20 protein-coding genes are annotated in these 18,929 nt (G+C 50.6%); 7 read left to right on the forward strand and 13 right to left on the reverse strand.

What is annotated here, in order from left to right:
• Positions 1-89 precede the first annotated feature (89 nt).
• Together BTA51_RS02285 and BTA51_RS02290 are read right to left on the reverse strand one after the other, a co-directional pair.
• Complete coding sequence (locus tag BTA51_RS02285) at positions 90-1,046, reverse strand: phage tail tip lysozyme (protein ID WP_094705763.1); 957 nt, start codon at positions 1,044-1,046, stop codon at positions 90-92.
• 107 nt (positions 1,047-1,153) lie between these two features.
• The gene (locus tag BTA51_RS02290) at positions 1,154-1,621 is read right to left on the reverse strand and encodes an Lrp/AsnC family transcriptional regulator (protein WP_168188021.1); all 468 of its coding nucleotides are present in this window, start codon (positions 1,619-1,621) and stop codon (positions 1,154-1,156) included.
• Positions 1,622-1,867: 246 nt separating this feature from the next.
• On the opposite strand from BTA51_RS02290, the gene BTA51_RS02295 reads away from it, so the two are divergent.
• On the forward strand, positions 1,868-2,845 hold the full coding sequence (locus tag BTA51_RS02295; protein ID WP_094705764.1) for a hypothetical protein: 978 nt from the start codon (positions 1,868-1,870) through the stop codon (positions 2,843-2,845).
• Between the two features lie 195 nt (positions 2,846-3,040).
• On the opposite strand, the gene BTA51_RS02300 is transcribed toward BTA51_RS02295, so the two are convergent.
• Complete coding sequence (locus tag BTA51_RS02300; protein ID WP_094705765.1) at positions 3,041-3,220, reverse strand: hypothetical protein; 180 nt, start codon at positions 3,218-3,220, stop codon at positions 3,041-3,043.
• 175 nt (positions 3,221-3,395) lie between these two features.
• Positions 3,396-4,262: a LysR family transcriptional regulator gene (locus BTA51_RS02305; protein WP_246840903.1), complete on the reverse strand. Its 867-nt coding sequence runs from the start codon at positions 4,260-4,262 to the stop codon at positions 3,396-3,398.
• Here BTA51_RS02305 and BTA51_RS02310 point away from each other — a divergent pair, their 5' ends adjacent.
• The 3 genes from BTA51_RS02310 to zapE all read left to right on the forward strand — a co-directional run bounded on the left by BTA51_RS02310 (position 4,263) and on the right by zapE (position 6,861).
• On the forward strand, positions 4,263-4,469 hold the full coding sequence (locus tag BTA51_RS02310; protein ID WP_094705767.1) for a hypothetical protein: 207 nt from the start codon (positions 4,263-4,265) through the stop codon (positions 4,467-4,469).
• Positions 4,470-4,574: 105 nt separating this feature from the next.
• Entirely contained in the window at positions 4,575-5,567 is a 993-nt protein-coding gene (locus tag BTA51_RS02315; protein ID WP_094705768.1) for an NADP-dependent oxidoreductase, read from the forward strand.
• A 109-nt stretch (positions 5,568-5,676) separates the two neighbouring features.
• The gene (gene zapE / locus BTA51_RS02320; RefSeq protein ID WP_094705769.1) at positions 5,677-6,861 is read left to right on the forward strand and encodes a cell division protein ZapE; all 1,185 of its coding nucleotides are present in this window, start codon (positions 5,677-5,679) and stop codon (positions 6,859-6,861) included.
• A gap of 48 nt (positions 6,862-6,909) precedes the next feature.
• On the opposite strand, the gene BTA51_RS02325 is transcribed toward zapE, so the two are convergent.
• Positions 6,910-7,716: a class I SAM-dependent methyltransferase gene (locus tag BTA51_RS02325; RefSeq protein ID WP_094705770.1), complete on the reverse strand. Its 807-nt coding sequence runs from the start codon at positions 7,714-7,716 to the stop codon at positions 6,910-6,912.
• 116 nt (positions 7,717-7,832) lie between these two features.
• On the opposite strand from BTA51_RS02325, the gene BTA51_RS02330 reads away from it, so the two are divergent.
• On the forward strand, positions 7,833-8,855 hold the full coding sequence (locus BTA51_RS02330; RefSeq protein ID WP_168188022.1) for a GlxA family transcriptional regulator: 1,023 nt from the start codon (positions 7,833-7,835) through the stop codon (positions 8,853-8,855).
• 159 nt (positions 8,856-9,014) lie between these two features.
• On the forward strand, positions 9,015-9,260 hold the full coding sequence (locus tag BTA51_RS02335) for a hypothetical protein (protein ID WP_094705772.1): 246 nt from the start codon (positions 9,015-9,017) through the stop codon (positions 9,258-9,260).
• A gap of 8 nt (positions 9,261-9,268) precedes the next feature.
• On the opposite strand, the gene BTA51_RS02340 is transcribed toward BTA51_RS02335, so the two are convergent.
• The 7 genes from BTA51_RS02340 to BTA51_RS02370 form a co-directional block, all read right to left on the reverse strand.
• Complete coding sequence (locus tag BTA51_RS02340) at positions 9,269-10,273, reverse strand: LacI family DNA-binding transcriptional regulator (RefSeq protein ID WP_094705773.1); 1,005 nt, start codon at positions 10,271-10,273, stop codon at positions 9,269-9,271.
• 47 nt (positions 10,274-10,320) lie between these two features.
• A complete protein-coding gene (locus BTA51_RS02345) occupies positions 10,321-11,211 on the reverse strand; it encodes an inositol monophosphatase family protein (protein ID WP_094705774.1) in 891 nt (296 codons plus the stop codon).
• Positions 11,198-11,992: an MBL fold metallo-hydrolase gene (locus BTA51_RS02350; protein WP_168188023.1), complete on the reverse strand. Its 795-nt coding sequence runs from the start codon at positions 11,990-11,992 to the stop codon at positions 11,198-11,200. The genes BTA51_RS02345 and BTA51_RS02350 overlap by 14 nt, the downstream gene beginning before the upstream one ends.
• Positions 11,982-13,076, reverse strand: a complete 1,095-nt coding sequence (locus BTA51_RS02355; RefSeq protein ID WP_094705776.1) for an ABC transporter ATP-binding protein — start codon at positions 13,074-13,076, stop codon at positions 11,982-11,984. The genes BTA51_RS02350 and BTA51_RS02355 overlap by 11 nt, the downstream gene beginning before the upstream one ends.
• A 10-nt stretch (positions 13,077-13,086) precedes the next feature.
• Positions 13,087-13,911 carry a carbohydrate ABC transporter permease gene (locus BTA51_RS02360; RefSeq protein ID WP_094705777.1) on the reverse strand — a complete coding sequence of 275 codons (825 nt, stop codon included), beginning with the start codon at positions 13,909-13,911 and terminating at the stop codon, positions 13,087-13,089.
• Positions 13,908-14,774 (reverse strand): carbohydrate ABC transporter permease, encoded by an 867-nt coding sequence (locus BTA51_RS02365; protein WP_094705778.1) that lies wholly within the window; start codon positions 14,772-14,774, stop codon positions 13,908-13,910. The genes BTA51_RS02360 and BTA51_RS02365 overlap by 4 nt, the downstream gene beginning before the upstream one ends.
• 63 nt (positions 14,775-14,837) lie before the next feature.
• Positions 14,838-16,076 carry an ABC transporter substrate-binding protein gene (locus BTA51_RS02370; protein WP_094705779.1) on the reverse strand — a complete coding sequence of 413 codons (1,239 nt, stop codon included), beginning with the start codon at positions 16,074-16,076 and terminating at the stop codon, positions 14,838-14,840.
• A gap of 523 nt (positions 16,077-16,599) precedes the next feature.
• On the opposite strand from BTA51_RS02370, the gene BTA51_RS02375 reads away from it, so the two are divergent.
• Complete coding sequence (locus BTA51_RS02375) at positions 16,600-18,177, forward strand: alkaline phosphatase (RefSeq protein WP_094705780.1); 1,578 nt, start codon at positions 16,600-16,602, stop codon at positions 18,175-18,177.
• A gap of 66 nt (positions 18,178-18,243) precedes the next feature.
• On the opposite strand, the gene BTA51_RS02380 is transcribed toward BTA51_RS02375, so the two are convergent.
• On the reverse strand, positions 18,244-18,816 hold the full coding sequence (locus BTA51_RS02380; protein WP_094705781.1) for a hypothetical protein: 573 nt from the start codon (positions 18,814-18,816) through the stop codon (positions 18,244-18,246).
• Positions 18,817-18,929: the final 113 nt, after the last annotated feature.

Below are 18,929 nucleotides of genomic sequence, written 5' to 3' on the forward strand. Positions count from 1 at the left end.
GTTTCCACTTTCGTTCCGATAACTGCAAACCCAACCTATTGCAGCAACTAGCCTCCTGATATTTCTACATCTGCAAATAAACCGCGGGCTCACCCATATTGGTTCATGTAAAGCTCATAAATATCTTGGGCGCTGTTAAGACGTTCCCCATCCGCCGCTCCTCCGACCGCCGCTCTCTCATAGTCCCGGCGGAATACCATCATGGCTTCCTCAACTGATTCGGTTTTCTTCAGACTCTGGATAACCTGACCTTCTGATGGCGAGGACAATTCCTGCATTAAAAAACCCAGATTAGCGGCAGAACTGCCGGGATCCATATTGTTCGCTTTGGCGTATTGGATCAGCCCATCCTTGCGCGACTCACCCCACTGCGCCCAACCATAACCGGTATTATCCTGAACCCGGGCACCGGAAGGATCACCAAAGGCGTCGGGATTTGAGGCACCGCCTGAGAACTGCGAGAACTGATTCGCATGCGGATTCATTCCCGCACTCTCCATGTAGAGATTTCCAACGATGCCTGCCGCCTGCTCCGGGGTGAGCCCGTACTCTTTGATCAGCCGATTCATCACCTGTACCGCCAACTGCTTGCCTTCGTCCTCAGACAACCGTCCTTCGGGCATTGTCGTACTGAATGAAGATGAGTCAATCGACGCGGTTTTGGAAGTTGTCGGGGGCGGACCAGATACTGACGATGGCTCCGTCACAGCATTCAGGGTATGTCCGCCTATATTTCCACTATTAGCTGCATTTCCACTATTGGCTGAATGACTAGAAGCACCAACCTGAATACTTGATGGGTTACTGTCTGACTGCCCGCCGGCGTTGGACCAGGAGTCCTGTCGAAGGATTGATCGGAGCTGAGCCATGATCATTTCGAGGAGTTCCTGCAATGCGTCTATATTTCCACCGTTCTTCGACAGTTCCTGATACTGCCGATTGAACTCCTGCCTGTAGCTTTCCAACAGTTGTGATACCTGAGTCCCTGGCTCCTGTTCTGAAATACCGTCCAGAGCAGAATTGAACTCTTTAATCGTCAGCGCCATTTTTACTTACCTCGAACAAGATAGGATGAATGCCTCTTGTCTGATAGGTAACCCAGGACCAGTGGAAGTTTCCCTAGAATCTGCCGAGACCTGTCAATGGCTATTGGCTACACTTCCCCGACATCTATAGAGGTTTCAAATTTCTCCCTTCGAATCGATATCAGCGTTCGAAATTTCCTCATATTGGGATCCGCATACAGCACCTGCTCACAAAATGCCTCATAGGCAGGCATGTCGGGCACCATCACAATCAGGACGAAATCTATTTCGCCGGTGACCTGATAGCATTGTTTGACCTCCGGAGAGGCTTGAACCCGCTTTGCGAATTCCTGGTTTACATGTCGCTGATCACTGACCAGCACCACTTCCACCACCATATGTAGGGATGGTCCAAAATGCTCGGGAGATAGGAGAGCGACCTTCTTGCTTATGTAGCCCTCATCCGTCAGGCGCTTCACCCTCTTTAAACACGCCGGTGGAGATAACCCGACGATTTCTGCCAGTTGTACATTGGTGAGACTGCAATCCAGTTGCAGTTGATTGAGTATCCGGCGGTCGATCCGATCCAACATCATCGAAATACCTTGAGATCCTTGCAGAAGTTGATGGGTTCATCCTGAGTCATGGATAACAGCACCCGGTCTTGGTTAATAAAATTTCAAATTCAGGCAAAAAAACAAATTTTTGATAAAACAAATAGCCATTCTTGAGAAATTATTATCCGTCACTTTCCTACAATGTGAACCTTGCTGGCAATACTTTTCTTCATCAGGAACCCCGGGTTATCCCACAATTGATTTGTCACAAAGGACTTATTGGAAATGACGAATGTATTAAAAAGGCTGGGACAGGAAGGCAGGCAACTGTTCCTTGAGACGGCCAAAGTCTATTGGACCTTACTTAAGGTCATGGTACCCGCGCTGATTATTGTCAAGCTGCTGGACATGATGGGTGGCACGAAAATACTGGCTCAGCTCCTGTCCCCGTTCATGCAGCTGCTTGGATTACCAGACACCATAGGGTTGGTCTGGGCAGCCACTCTGCTGACCAACATGTACACCGGGATGCTGGTTTTTTTCAACCTACCCCTGGAACAGCCGCTGACGATCGCCCAGGCTACAGTTTTGGGATGTCTTATGCTTCTGGCTCACTCATTACCCATTGAGGGTGCGGTGGCCAAGACGGTAGGAGTCAACTGGCGGGCAACCTTAACCATCAGGATTGGTGGAGCCTTGTTGCTTGGAACTCTGGTCAACCTGAGCTATCGCTATTTTGATATTCTGCAGGAACCCAGTGTGATGCTGTGGCGGCCCGAAGGAACATTGGATACCAGCTTTAGCGGATGGGCATTGAATCAAATTCAGACCCTGTTATGGATATTCCCGATCATTCTATCGCTCCTGGGAATTCTTCGACTGTTGAGACTATTGGGCATTGAACGCCTGATTCATTTTCTGCTGTTTCCGGTATTGCGGGTTCTTGGCATCGGAAAAGCTGCAGCGAATGTCACTGTCATCGGAACCGTTCTGGGTCTGACATTTGGTGCGGGCTTGCTGATTCGGGAGGCCAAGTCCGGCCACATCAGCCAACGGGATATCTTTCTGACCCTGGGCTTTCTGGGTGTGTGTCACAGTGTGATCGAAGATACCATGCTGGTGATGTTGATGGGGGCTGATCTGTCTGGCGTGCTCTGGGCACGACTGATTTTCTCGGTGGTATTTATCGGGTGCATCGCCAGGCTTTCCTTTGTTCGGCGAAAGTCGACAGAGATTCCGGCTGAGCTGGTGAATCAGGGGTAACGAGACATCGGTGGTCTTTGGCCGCAATAACCTGTCGAGTGCTCTGCCGTAACCTCTTGAAGGCTCCGCAGATTTGTCGAAGACTCAGCAATGAGTCTCGACAGGTTCAGCGGAGCGTCTCCTGGATATCACTGGACAAGGATTATTTGAGCAGACAAGCGTAACTATGCTTCAACTTGCGACTTTCCCAGTCCTCTATCCTTTTTCTAATTTTTCCTTCACCCCGCGAATTTCGGCCAGTTTTTCTTCCAGCAGCTGTTCTAGCTTGATCAGCTTCTGGCGGGCCGATTCATCTTTACGGTGCTCATATAACTGAGTAAAAGTCCTGGTTACCTCTGTCAGAATGGGATGCAGTTTTTCATATTCTTCGGACATGGATACTCTCCAAAACCTTAGGGCTATTGATCCTTATATAGGCCCGAATCAAGGTGTTTGTCCAGGCGAAAACCTGACAACTTTTTCATAAAGCAGTGCCTATTAATCAAAACGAACAGACGATCTATAAGGGCCAAGCCACTGGGATTCCGGCGAATCCTCCTACGAAAAAGACCTAAACCGATTGGGAAAGATGGTGAACAAAAAAATCCACTGCAGCTTTCACCTTGGGCACCACATACTTCGGCTTCTGATAGAGCAAGTAGATTCCCAGGTTCGGAGCCTGGGAAACATGTAACGAGTGATCCAATTGCAAAACCTGGAGTTCATCAACCAAGCCTGTTTTGATCGCCCAGTTGGGCATAAGCGCCATTCCTTCCCCGTTTTGTGCCCATTGCCGCATAATTTTGGCAGAGTTGGTAATCAATGCCGGCTGCACCACAACCGCCTGCCAACGACCATTCATCTGAACCTGCCAATGTAATACCTGGTCTTGGGTACGGTAGAAAATTGCCTTATGGTCCGCCAGCTCCGCCACAGATTTCGGAGTGCCATACTTCGCGGTATAAGCTGGTGACACGACCAGGGAGAAGTTATTGTCGTCGATGTGTTTTGCAATGATCCGTTCATCGGGTATACGACCGGCCCGAATGGCAATATCGACATTGTCCCGGTGGATGTCGACAACCCTGTCGGTCAGGTCCAGGTCGATCAGAATTTTCGGGTATTGGGTCTGGAGTTCAGGCAAAAGTGGCGCAATTCTGTTTTCACCGTATGAAAGGCTGCAGCTGATGTGCAATGTTCCTGACGGCTCCAGTTGGTAATTCGATACCAGCTCATCAGCACTATCCAGGCTACCCAATACCTGTCGGCAGTGCTGTTGGTAGATTTCCCCAATCTCCGTCAGACGAACCATGCGTGTCGTCCGGTGCAGTAATCTGGCCCCCAATGCTTCCTCCAGAGACTGGATCTGGCGGGTCACACTAGAAACCGGAACATCAAAGAACCGGGCAGTCTCAGTAAAACTACCGAACCTCCCCACATGATCAAAAAAGCGCAAGGCTTTGAGTTTGTCTATCTTCTGGCTCCTCTATTTTTTGTTTTCTCTTATTTCTCGCTTCCTATTTCTTTCTCTGCCACTTTGGCTCTCTCTTTTTCTTTTTCTTTTTCTTTTTCTTTTTCTTATCGGGTTCCCAAAGCAAATCCTGCCTTGATCCTCATTATTGCCATTTTTGCAAAAGTAATTTGAATTTTAGCATGTTTATCTTTTGTACCGACAATAATTAAGCTATGCATCAATTAACCGACGTATCAACAACTGATTTAAATGGTCAATCACACATTGAGGCCTTCTATGAATTACAAAGCCGTCAAACTGGTCAAAAGACCGGAAACCAATATTGAACCCGATAACTTTTCCCTTGTGGAGCTGGAAACATCCGAGATCCGGGACGGAGAAATCCTGATCAAACAGACCCATATGTCTCTGGATCCTGCCATGCGGGGATGGATGAGTGCAGCCACCGACAGCTACATCGCTCCGGTAGAACTGGGCGATATCATGCGCTCCAGCGGTGTGGGAGAGGTGGTTGAATCGAAGAATGATCAGTTCCCAGTCGGAGCAAAGGTCGCCGGGATGTTCGGCTGGACCGAGTATCTGGTCAGCAACGGTACGGGCGTTTCCCTGATGCCCCCCGAATTACCGGCGGAAGCGATTCTCTCCGTATTGGCTCTTCCGGGTGTCACTGCCTATCACGGTTTAATGGAAATCGCTAAACCCAAAGCAGGTGAAACGTTATTGGTCTCAGGCGCAGCAGGCTCTGTAGGTTCCATTGTCGGTCAGATTGCCAAAGCGGAAGGATTACGAGTCATTGGAGTTGCAGGTTCCGACGAGAAGTGTCGCTGGCTGACAGAAGAATTGGGCTTTGATGCTGCCATCAATTACAAAACGGCCGATCTTGAAACAGCTGTCAGGGAAGCCGCTCCCAACGGAATTGATATCTATTTCGAAAACACCGGTGGTCCAATCCAACATGCGGCCTTTGCCAATATGAACACCTTCGGTCGTATTGTGGTTTGTGGGGTGATTTCAGATTACAACTCGACAACACCGGCAGCAGGTCCAAGCTGGGTCCACGTGGTGAAAAAGCGTCTGTCTATCCAGGGATTTGCCATGCCGGATCAGTTTCACCGCTTTGGAGAACTATCCCAAAAAGTTGGCGCTTATCTGATGAAAGGACAAATCCAATACCGCAGCCATGTACTGGAAGGGTTGGAAAGCGCCATCGAGGGCATCAACCTACTGTTTACCGGTGCCAATGAAGGCAAGTTGATTGTGAAGTTATAACAGGATCAATAGGCAGCGCCGACAGAAAAGCCAGGACAGACACGGCAATAAGGATTACACTCAGACCCTTGTTGTCATCTGCTTCTGGCTTACCTTCCACGATTCATCTATGCAAGTGTCCTCTGACAGCCCTCTAAAAAGATACCGAGACCTGGTCAATAGTGCCGCGGTCAGTGACGATCCGGCTCAGGAAGAAGCACTGAAAGCGTTGGATCAGCTCTACCAGGAATTGCACCACCTTTCCCACCGTCGAAGTATCATTCGCCCTGCCGGTAACGTTATAAAGGGGCTATACCTGTGGGGGAAGGTCGGTAGAGGGAAAACTTTTCTCGTGGATCTCTTCGTTCAATCCCTGAATTCAGAGAAATGTCTGCGCCTACACTTCCACCATTTTATGGCCATGGTCCATCAACAGCTTAATCAGTACAAAGGCGAGGCGGACCCGCTGAAGATCATTGCACGAAACCTCTCCCGGCAATATCAAGTATTATGCTTTGACGAATTTTTCGTCTCAGATATCGGCGATGCCATGCTATTGGGCAGGCTCATGCAATACCTGTTCAGTTTCAAAGTCGTACTGGTGGCTACCAGCAATACTCCCCCGGAAAATCTGTATCAAGATGGATTGCAACGAGCCCGGTTTCTGCCTGCCATCGATGCAATCTGCGCCCACACCCGGAGCATTCATTTATCGGGACAGCAGGATCATCGAGAACGCCATCAAGCATTGGATGATATTTATTTCGTCGTCAATGATGCCGTCCAGGCACAAGCAACCAGAGATCAGCTACTGAAACACCACGACTTACCGGCCTCAGAGGGTACGACAACGGCAATCTCAATTCTTGGCAGAGAGATTCCCTATATTTCACGGACCCGGCATCATATCTGTTTTGAGTTTACACAATTGTGTGAAGGCCCTCGAAGTCATCTGGACTATATGGAGATCGCCAACCAGTTTGAAACCGTGGTGCTTTTGAATGTCCCCCCGTTGAGTGGCCCGGCCTACGAACGCATTAAAGCCAGAGGGACGGAAGACGGCAGTGTCGGTTCCGGTGAAACCGGTGAACGGGAAGTCATGCTGTCCCGCCGTGACGATGCCGCCCGCCGTTTTATAGCCCTGATAGACGAGCTTTATGACCAGCGCGTCAGACTCTTTCTCACCAGTGAAGTACCTCTTCATGAGCTGTACACCCAAGGCAGCCTTCAGTTCGAGTTTGAGCGGGCCCGAAGCCGCTTGATGGAGATGGGCTCATCTCTCTACGTTTCATCATCCTGCGGCTCATCTATCTAGTCTCATTGTCCTGCGGCCCATCTTTCTGCGATGAAGATTCACGATGCCTCAGGACTTGGTGGTACTCAGAATCAGCACCGGCATGTTGAATTCCACCTGACCATCAGCGACCAGGAATGGCTGAAATGACTCTTCTGCCTCCTCTGCCAGACGTTCGAACTGTTCACTATCGAGCAACCCTCCTAAAGTCCAGACACAGGCTCTCTCTGTGGAGACCAGCGCTTGGACAGAGGGGAATCTGACCTTCCCGTCATGACGAGCCACGTTCAAATCCGGGTAACGGGACACATGAATCCCAGCAGACTCCGCACGTTCCAACAGCAGCGAACGGTCTCCGCAACTGAACGGTGCTCTGAACGATTGCGCAATGTCCTCACCAAATAAGCGACTTAACAGTTCAGCCAAAACCGCATACCCCGGCGAATGATCCAGAGCATCGCACACCGCCACGGCAAGACGCCCTCCAGGTTTGAGAACCCGCATCATTTCCTTCAATGCCGTCACTTGGTTTTCAAAAAACATAAATCCAAATTGACTGACCACCACATCAAAACTCTCATCCTGAAAAGGCAACTCTTCCGCGCTTCCTTGTCGCCAATCTATTGTGGGTTTCTTATCACGGGCAACAGCCAGCATATCCTCATTAATATCGAGTCCTGTGACCAGATGCCCCCCACCTGTACTGTCTGCCGCATGGCAGGTCAGTGCGCCGGTGCCGCAAGCCACATCCAATACCAGATTACCGGGGGAAATGCCCGCTTCACGTACCATGACACGCCCCCATTGTCCGAAAAGTGCGGGAACAAAATGCCGGTCATAGATTTCTGCGGGGGGCCCTGAAAATGTTGCATTCATCGAATACCTCCTTCCTTTAGATGGGAGTTTTAAGGTTTAGAATGCCGTTTGTGATGGGCGCTGATAAGAGGCAGAATGTGCAAAACCGAGGCATTTTTGCCATTCGGAGAAGGAAAATGTCCCCAAAGCAGATTATCGATATCAGCCTCGTAGCAACCCCGGAAGTCGATGCCTCCGCCCTGACGGGTCTTCATGGTGTACTCAGCTCCTTCGGCCACATGGTTCCCGGTCCGGTATCTTTTAAACCACGAGTTGTCTCACCTGATGCAGTCTGGAGAAATATAAAGGCGCCGGGACAGGTCATCAAGAATGTCATGGGCATGCCCTTACCATTGCAGTCCCGTCTTAGCGATGTCAAACAAACAGATGTGTTGCTGATTCCCTCCCTGTATCTGCTGACTCCGGAATGGCCAGGTAATCCGTATCCGGATCTCACCGAGTGGATTCTCCGCATGCACCGGCAAGGCACCTTGATCTGTTCTGCCTGTACCGGCGCAATGCTACTGGCTGAAACGGGATTGCTGGACGGTTATGAAGCCACTCAACACTGGGCTTTTGAAAGACTGTTCATGACTCATTTCCCTAAAGTCAGGCTCAATATCAGCAAAGTGCTGATTGCCACTGGAGCCGACAGCCGGATTATCATGTCAGGCGCTTCAGCGGCCTGGCATGACTTATTGATCTATCTGATCTCACGCTATGCCGGCCCCCATGCCGCCCAGACCTGTGCCAAGTTTTTTCTGCTCAATACGCACAGTGACGGGCAAGCGCCCTACGTGATATTTCAGGCCAACTCCCAACACGGCGATGCCATTATTCAATCAGCCCAACAATGGCTGCACGAAAACAGCCGACACCCCAACCCGGTTGAACATGTGCAAACAGTTTCCGGTATTTCCGTACGCACCTTCAGCCGCCGTTTCCAGAAAGCCACAGGGTTATCCCCTATCAATTACGTTCAAAGGCTCAGGATTGAAAACGCCAAGTATCTGCTGGAAACCAAAAGCGATGCCATAGATGCCATCAGTTGGAAGGTGGGATACGAGGACCCGGCGTTTTTTCGCAGATTATTCAAGCGACTCACCGGCATGACTCCCGGCGCTTATAGACGGAAATTTCAACCAGGCGAGATGATATAGACCAGATACGCCAGCTCCTGCGACGCCTCTAAACGTAATGTCTCAATCCGATATTAGACCTTAAAGCCTGGCATTTGACCTGGAAGAGAGAAACACCTTACACTCTCGCGCCACGGATGAACGTGATTTAAAGTCAATTATCTAGCAAAGGAGTGCGTCATGAAGACCTCACTATTACTGCCCGTTGGTATATCACTGGCTATTGCCTTATCACTGGGACTCTCCAGTACTTTTTCCCATGCAGAAGATAACACCCGCCAATGTGAACGGGCTCAGTATCATCTGGAAAAAGAAAAGCTCAAAAAGCGGCAGAAAGAACGCAGCGGTTATACCATTTCAGAAATGCGCAAAATCAAGGACAGGATCGAACGCCTGGAATTCGATGTAGAGCATTTTTGCGGATAGACTATCCGCTAAGACCTGGTGGTGGCGCGCGCCACCAGCCAGGGCATAATCCGGCGGGAGCGGGCCAGTGACTGTCCCTGACTCAGAATAGTCTGCAGATTTTCCATCACAGCCTGGGTCAATAGTTCAATCGGCTGGCTGATCGTTGTCAGTTGATAACCAGGCCAGTCGGCCATAGGGACGTTGTCCGCACCGACCACCTGAATATCCTCCGGGATATGTATGCCACGCTGTTGCCTCAAGGCATCCATGGCTCCAAAGGCCAATGCATCACAGGCACAAAATAATCCGTCAAGATTCGGATAACGCTTCAACAATGCCAATGCACTTTGAAAGCCGCTCTGGTAACTGTAATCCGGATTGTCACAATACCCCAGAGGATCACTTCCCCTTCTCCGCAGTTGCTCAAAGAAACCTTTCTCCCGCTCCTGGGAAGCCTGCCCATCAGGAGGCCCGCCAATATAGCCCAGTCGGGTAGCCCCACAAGCGAGTAAATGATCAGCAGCCAGTTGCCCGATCATTTCATTATCGGTCTGTACCGAACAGATTTTGCCATAGGGGTCGTCACGCCCCATCAGGACAGAGGGAATCCCCATGGTCAGACATATCTGGGTGGCCTGTAGGGACAATGAGCCTGCCGCAATAATGGCGCTATCCACTTGATAGGCCCCCACCAATTGCATAGAGCTATTGATATCGCCGGTCTCATCTGGCGTTACCAGCATGGGCACCTTGTCCAGTTTCTGCAACGCCTGGGTTAACGCATAAAACACCTGGGACTGGTAAGGATTGGTAAACTCCGCCATAACGACAGCCACCAAACCGCTCTGCTGTCCGGTCAGAGAACGGGCCAGGGCGTTGGGTCGGTAACCCAACTTCCTCGCAGCCTGCACCACAAGGTCTCTGGTCGTGTCGGAAACACTGGCCCCCGGGGTAAAAGTGCGGGAGACAGCGGAACGGGAAACTCCCGCCAGCCGGGCAACATCTTCTGAAGTAACTCGCCTGTCCTGCATCTATTTAACCCTTATCCTATTTCGCCCTTCTATTATTTTCAGGTATCTCACCCTTCTCTTATTTCAGACATCGGCTTTTTCACTTTTCCCTTTTCCCTTTTCCCTTTTCCCTTTTCCAAGACGACCAGATCAAATAACTCCGGACGGGAAACCCACACCGCGCCTCCAGTCATCAGCTTTTCACCACACAGGAATGATGAACTGTTCAAGCCGGTCTCAACGGCAATCAATTGTCCGGCCAATGCATCCCAACTATTGAGGAAAGGTTCATAGAAACCATCCGTCTGACCAAGAATGGCCATACACAAACCGACAGCAGCCGATCCAACCTGACGACTCAGACAACCGGCATCTGTCCATTGGGTTAGCATCGCAATTGCTCGCTCCGGACAGTCCGATTTCAGTCCGTATCCAATTCCGAGAAGCGCTGTCTCTGGTGTCACCGGGTTCGGGTTGATTCTATAGGGCTGACCATTGAACCAGGCCCCTTGCTGATAGACAGCACTGAGCATTTCATCTTTCGATGGTTGATAGATGTACCCTTGTTGAGGTTCCCCTTGAACCACCCGGCATAGGGTGACCGCAAACTCTGGAATGCCTCGTAGAAAATTTGTGGTGCCGTCAATGGGGTCAATGACCCAGACAGCATCGTTTTCCGGTTGGCCAAACTCAGATGGCTTTGATAGATCTAAGGAGACTGAGGGGGCTGATATATCTGAAGCTACCGGTTCAAATCCATATTCTTCTCCGAGAATCGCGTCCTGGGGGAAAAGCTCGCGTATACGCGCTCTCAGGAACTGTTCAACAGCCCAGTCCGCCTCACTGACCAGATCCTGACGATGTTTCATCTCAACAGTCAGGCTTCCTCTGCGGTGAAAATAATCCAACGCCAGTTGTCCAGCCTGCCTGACGATAGATTCAATATCATCCCGCTGCATAGCTCTCTTCCTTTAGATCCAATCGTTTCCCTGAAATACAACACCAACGCTCTCCATCCTGGGCAACTGCCACCCCCGTTCGATGTTGAACGGCTTCGCTGATAACCCCGTGCAATCCATCCTGAATATGGTAGAGCAATAATTGATGAGGCTCGGCCAGGCGCTGGTAACGCAGACACTCAGGTAAATCACCGTGATGACTGGATTCACCCTGATCCTGATGGGCAAAGCACTCCTGCATCGCCAGAACACTTCCAGTCATTAGCTGAGCGCTTTCCATGGTCGGTCGTCCATCGCCACTATAAAACAACGCTCCACGCATTCCGCTCGCACGGGGTTTCTGATCCAGCCTCACCGCAAGGTTGGTTATGCTGTGCCGGGTTTGAGCAGTCCGCATAAGCCAGGGGCCCAATTCGGTTAATTGGGTCGCATCATGCCATCCTATGCTGAACGGCAAGCGTTCCGGCCAGGCAGCATAATCGGCCATCCAGCGCAGGTGAGACTGCTGGTCAGGCTGGCAGATAATCTCCAGATCCTTGCAACGCCCCGCAGATGCCCACTGATTAAGTAACGCCGTAATACCTGAGGCATGGTCCGGATGAATATGGGTGAGATAGATTGCATCCACTGCATCAGAAGGTAGCTGCCGACGCCACAGAGCCTGGGGAACGGTCGGTCCACAGTCAATCAGTAGACAATACTCCTGATCCTCAACCAATACGGAGGCATTCACCCGAAAACGATCATAGGCTTCACCGGATCCGACAATCTCAAGCTGCATGTATATGCTCCATCGCCTGACGCAAACACTGTCCTTCACCATCGAACAGATGGCACATCGCATCGTTCAGGTGAATCCCCACCTGACTTCCCGGATTGGGAGCCTTTTGGGTTTCCACCACCAGGCGAACACCGTTGATACGGCCATGAACATACACCATATTGCCAAGCGGTTCGGTGACATCCACCTGCATCCGATAGGGGCTGCTGTCGTCCAACAACACTCCCTGCGGGCGTATACCAAGCTCCAGCCTCTCATCTTTATTGACCGAAGCAGACCAAGTGCCAAGCCGGATATCTTGCGACCAGGGTAAGGTGACAACCGATTCACCATTGTTCTGGTGTTTCATCTTGACCGGGACAAAATTCATTGTCGGGGAGCCGATAAATCCGGCCACAAATCGATTGGCCGGTCTTTCGTACAGCTCCAAAGGCGTTCCCATCTGTTCAATCACGCCCTGTCGCATCACCACAATTCGATCAGCCATGGTCATCGCTTCCTTCTGATCATGGGTAACGTAGATCATGGTCGTTCCCAACCGCTGATGTAATTCCATCAGCTGAACCCTCATCTGATCCCGCAATTTGGCATCGAGATTGGACAAGGGCTCATCAAACAGAAAAACCTCCGGCTGCCGCACAATTGCGCGACCGATGGCGACCCGCTGACGCTGACCTCCGGACAGCTCAGCCGGTTTGCGATGTATATAGGGATGCAGTTGCAGAATATCCACGGCCTGCTGTATCCGTAATACCTGCTCCTCTTTTGGAATCCCTGCCATTTTGAGGCCAAAGGCCATGTTGTCCCAGACCGTCATATGGGGATATAACGCATAGGATTGAAACACCATAGCGATCTCTCGCTGGGCGGGAGTCACGTGACTAACATTTCGCTCTCCAATTTTGATACAGCCCTCTGAAGTTGAATCCAGCCCGGCAATCATGCGTAATAAGGTGGATTTTCCACAGCCGGAAGGGCCGACCAGCACCAGAAACTCACCGTCTCTGATCTGCAGATCAATCCCCCGCAGCACTTCCTGGTTTTTGAATCGTTTTCGAAGGTTTTGCAAAGTCACTGAAGCCATCTGGAAAATCCTATTTCATTTGCATGGTGAAGCCGCGTAAAAGGTAACGCTGTACGTATCCGGCCATAAACAGCATCGGCAAAGAAGACAACAGACCAATGCCCATCAGTTGCCCCCAATAGGTTTCGTTCTCGGTAATAAAGTTCGATACGTAGAGAGGCAATGTGAAATGGCTGGGGGTAGAGAGATACAACAGCGCAAAAAGAAACTCATTCCACGCCATGATGAGGGTAAAGATAAAGGTTGCTGCCAAACCGGGAGCACAGAGCGGCAACACGATATACAGTAACCGCTTCGGTAGATTGGTACCATCGAGACAGGCCGCCTCTTCCAGGCTGAGAGGTACTTCCCGCACAAAACTCAGCAGCATCCATATACAGAAAGGCAGGGTATAGACCTGATACACCAGGATCAGCCCCAATGAACTATCCAACATGCCGATACCTTTCAATAATTGAAACAGGGGAATGGCCACGACAATCGGCGGCATCATTTTGATCATCAATACCAGCAGCAGAAACGAGTGGTCCAGATATCGCGGAAAGTCAAACCTTACCAGCGCATAGCTGGCAAGAAACCCGAATACCAGAGCCAGAAACGTGGCCCCTACCGCCACAACTATTGTATTGGCCAGGCGTTCAGGAAAACCATCTTTCCATAGAGCACGGAAGTGTTCCATCGTCGGGTGCTCGGGCAACAGACTCAGGCTATTGCTGATGTATTCTCCGGATGGGGTAAACGCTGTTCCTATCATCCACAGGATTGGCAGAAGGAAGAACAACAGTACCAATACCAGCCCCATGTAGAAAGCCAAGGGCTTTATGTGACGGATCATGATTTTGCCCCCACATAACGCCAGGCATATACCGCACTCAATAGACAGGCAATCAAGAGCATCATTAGTGCTCCTGCCGAAGCCAGGCCCAGGTTAAAAAACTTGAATCCCTGTTTGTAAATAAACAAAGAAAGGGTGCTGGTGCTATTGCCCGGACCGCCACCCGTCAGTGCATACACCTTGTCAAACAACTTGAAGGTATCAATCGACCGCAGCAGCAAAGCCAGCAGGATCTGCGGCATGACCAGCGGCAGAGTGATATAGCGAAAGCGGCGCCAGCCACTGGCACCATCAGTTAATGCTGCGTCCTTAATATCGGCGGGAACCGACTGCAATCCGGCCAGAATGATCAGAAAGGACATGGGCGTCCATTGCCAGACATCCACCAGCATGACGGAAAACAACGCCAGACTTGGATCAAACAACCACTCCACCGGTGACAGCCCAAGACTGACAAGCGCGTTGTTCAAGAAACCAAAATCATAGTGATACCAGGCCCGCCAGATCGCCGAACACACCAGCGTCGACAACATCATGGGATAAATGACGATTGGCAGCGCAAAGCGCTTAACGGGAAATTCCCGGTCAAACAATACCGCAAGGAGCAAACCCAAGCCTACTTGTACAAACGATGCCATGACGGAGAACACCAAGGTGTTTTCGACGGCTCCGATGAAGAACCAGTCGTCGATCAATTCGGCAAAATTGTCCAACCCCACAAACTGGCGTTCAGCACCTGCGTAGTCAACGTAGGAAAACGCATTTATCAGTATCTGGGAAATCGGGTAAAGCGTTAACACCGCAAGCAGTAGCGTGGCCGGCAGCATCAGAGATATTAATTGCAGACGTGAACGAAATAGCATTCAAAGGCTCCAGAATAGCGACCACAAAGTTCCAGATTTTCGTGGTCGCCGACTATCCGTTGACTAGCGTTTCAGGGCGCGGTCAATTTTGCGATTGGCCTGGTCCAGGGCCGTCCGTGCATCCAGCTCACCGATCATGGCCAATTGCAGATAGTCCCCCAGAATGCTTTCCACTTCATTCCAGCGCTCGATGCGTGGGCGTGGCTTGCCATGCTCAAGAGCATCAAGTTGATTGGGGTACCAGCGATACTTGGCAACCACATCCGCATCCGTATACACACTGCGGCGGGTTGGCGGAAGCCCCAGATCAATGGCCAGCTGTTTTTGGTTCTCGGCGCTGGTCAGAAATTCAAGAAATTCACGAGCTGCCTTGTCATGCTTGGCATCGGTGGCAACTCCCATCTGCCAGATCCCCAACATGGGAGAAGAACCCTTTACCTGGCCGGGAGCTGCTATCACTTCCATCTCCCTCACAACTTTGGATTGGTCCGGATCGTCCATGGACGGCACCCAGGACGGCCATACTTCGATTGCCATCGCCGCTTTACGCTGCTGGATAGCATCACGAACCTCAGTGGAGTTGTAGACTTCGACGCCCCTGGGCGCGTATTGCTTCAGCTCCAAAAATGATTCCAGTGCCTGAACACCCTGATCGGAGTTCACATGCGCCTTGCCGCCATCATCGACAATCACACCGCCATGAGCCCAAAACAAAGGCAGGAAACCGGTCACGATGGGGTTTCCTTTTTGTCCTCGGAATACGACCCCGGTGGTGCCGTTATTCTTGGCGGAAATTGTCTTGGCTGCTGTTTTAACTGCCTCCCAATTATCGGGACGGGTCAGGCCGAATTCCTTAAACAGGGATTTGTTATAGGTAAACATGGCCACGTTACCAACGACCGGAAGGGAATACGCAGGCCCCTGCCCCACCGGATAACGGGATATATCCAGGGCAGCGGTAATGAAGTCGCCGGTGATCCCGGACTGCTCTTCAAGATTCGCCAGCCAACCGTTGCTCATAAATTCAGTGGCCCAGGTATCGTCTATCATCACGAGATCATAAGCGCCCGCGTTCTCCCTCATGGAGATCACCAACTTTTCATACAGGCTGCCATACGGCAATTTCAGCAACTCAATATCCATATCCGGATGGGCGGCCTGATACCGCGCCACAGATTCCTCCAACGCTTTACCGTAGATTCCATCCCGACCGGCAATCACCAGGTCCGCAGCTTGTACTGCGGCAGCCCCCAATGCCATCGACGCTGTTAACGCCAGCGTTAGCGATGAATGTTTCAACATGAATGACCCCCTGAGTCTTATAACGACTAATGTTTTTTGCACACAGCCGATGTCTTTTTTCACAGCCAGTGTTCTTTACACAGCCGCTGTCTTGTCTACACAGCCGCTGTCTTGTCTACACAGACGCTATCTTGTTTACACAGACGAAAGTGCATACGTGTGCAAACAGCTAATTCTGTGGCGGCGCTCATAGGAACCATCTTCATATTATTAGATGACAGCGAAGTGAAAGGGGGTTGAAACTTTTTAGTGCACACGCGTGCAAGAAACTGAAACAAACGCGTATTGATGAGCTCGCGTACTATTGAAGAACGCGATAGATTGAAGAACACGAAAAGTATTACCGGCAGATTTTCAAGTTTGGAACAACTCTGTAATCGTCAATCCTGACCCGGTAGCGACACTATTCGGGAATTTTTTTTACCAAAGCATGATTTTTACCGTCATCTTTCTGTAACATGATAACGTTTTTATTGAACGCCCGTTTAATAAAACACCAATTATATAATTAAAAGGAGCAATTATGACGGCAAAAATCAAAACACTCATCGCCTCAGCACTCCTGGCAGGAGTGCCACTGACGGCGTCCGCAGCTGAAATAAAGAATGTCATATTGATGATCGGAGACGGCATGGGACCTCAACAGGTCGGCATGCTGGAAACCTATGCACAGCGAGCTCCACACTCCATCTATCAGGGCAAACCAACCGCCATCCACCGCCTCGCAGACGAAGGTGTCATTGGTTCCTCAATGACCTATCCGACAGACGCCATTGTCGTGGATTCTGCCTGCTCAGCCACCCAACTTTCCACAGGTATCCCAACCGGATCCGAAGTTATCGGTATCGACGGACAAGGTAACCATGTGGAAACCATCCTGGAGAAAGCCAAGAAACTGGGTAAAGCCACTGGCCTGGTTTCCGACACTCGGTTGACCCACGCTACTCCTGCCGCCTTTGCAGCCCACCAGCCTCATCGTTCATTGGAAAACGAGATTGCTTCCGACATGCTGAAAGTTGGGCCTGACGTTATGCTGTCCGGTGGCATTCGCTACTTTATTCCTGCATCCACCAACGAAAAGGGCGATACATACAAAGCGCTTGAGAAGCTGACTGAAGGCAGCGTATATCTGAAATCCAAGCGTAAAGATGAGCGTAACCTGCTTCAGGAAGCCAAAGATAAAGGCTATAAACTGGCTTTTAACCGTCATCAGCTGGACTCGGCCAACGGCGACAAATTGCTGGGTCTGTTCGCCTATTCAGGCATGATGGACGGCGTCCGCTACCACAACACCAAGGATAGCGCAGACCGCACTGAGCCCACTCTTAAGGAAATGACCGAGAAGGCGTTATCGATCCTATCCAAGGACAAAGACGGCTTCTTCCTGATGGTCGAAGGTGGCCAGATTGACTGGGCAGCCCATACCAATGACGCAGGTACCATGCTGAACGAATTGATCAAGTTCGACGAAGCCGTTAACAGTGTCTATGAGTGGGCTAAAGGTCGTGACGATACCGTTATCATCGTCACCGCAGACCATGAAACCGGATCATTCGGCTTCAGCTATTCCTCTTCAGAACTGCCAGCACCGCAAAAGCGTCCGGGCGAGGCTTTCAAAAACAGGGATTACGCTCCTAACTTCAATTTCGGAAGCTATGACATTCTGGATGGTCTATATGCTCAGAAGCTGAGCTACTACGACATGCTGGAAGCCTTCGGCAAGCTGGATGAAGCAGAACAAACGCCTGCTGCTCTGATGAAAATCATCAACGACAACAGCGAATTCGATATCACTGAAGAGCAAGCGGCACGCATACTGAAGGATAAAGCCAATCCCTACAAAGTCGCGGGACACAGCTACCTGTCAGTTGACGAAGTACCTGCGATCGTGGACTTCGATGCCTTCTTCCCCTATAACGACCGCGGTAACCTGATCGGCCGTGAGCAGGCCACTGCCCAGAACACCGTCTGGGGTACCGGTACTCATACCCATACTCCGGTAAACGTGTTTGCCTGGGGCCCGGCGGAAACCATTCTTCCGGTTTCCTCCATTATGCACCACTCCAAGCTTGGCCAGTTCATGAAAGACCTGATCAAGTAATCATTCAAGGCGGGAGAGAAATCTTCCGCCTTTTCCATTCCTGACTAAACGCAATGTTCCCCGGGTTTAAAACACAATCCCTGCACCAAATTCGTAATAGGTGACATCCCAATCCGCATAATCCCTTAATCTGGCAACCAGATAGGTATGCTGAGTCAGTCGGTAATCCATTTCCGCTCTCAACGTCCAGTCCTTGATGACAACATCTATTCGACCCGCATATAAGTTCACGCCAAAGGATTCAAACGGCTGATATCGTGCGCCTACCTGCACTCCATGGCCCCGTTCATTCTTATCCTTTTTCTTCAGGTATTGCAGGGACATATTTCCAAGAATGAAAAAGCTGTCGGAAATTGGGTGTTTAAATCCGGCTCCCAGTTCGTCCCAATACTCAACTGAGCCACCATCTACCGGACCACTTGGACGGAACTTGACATCAGCGCGACGGATAAAGGCGAAAATTGCGTCATTTGCCAGAATTTCACCGTAAATTGAAGCGCCATCGCCGTTTTCAAAAGCAGAATAGTCTGGATTAGCTTCTGAGTAGCTGACATCCAAGCGATATTGAAGGTCTGTGGCATTGGCCTGAAGGCCCACGATGGACAAAAGCAGGCAATATAGGAGTCTGTATCTGGTCACGTGTTTTCTTCTTCCCTTTTTATGTCGAACACAACACATGAGTATAGACCCTGGGGAAAGCATCAGGATTTGAACTAACGAATTGGTTAAGTGCTCACCAGCACCTGTCATGA

This window comes from Hahella sp. CCB-MM4, assembly GCF_002260525.1.
Taxonomy (GTDB): Bacteria; Pseudomonadota; Gammaproteobacteria; order Pseudomonadales; family Oleiphilaceae; genus Hahella.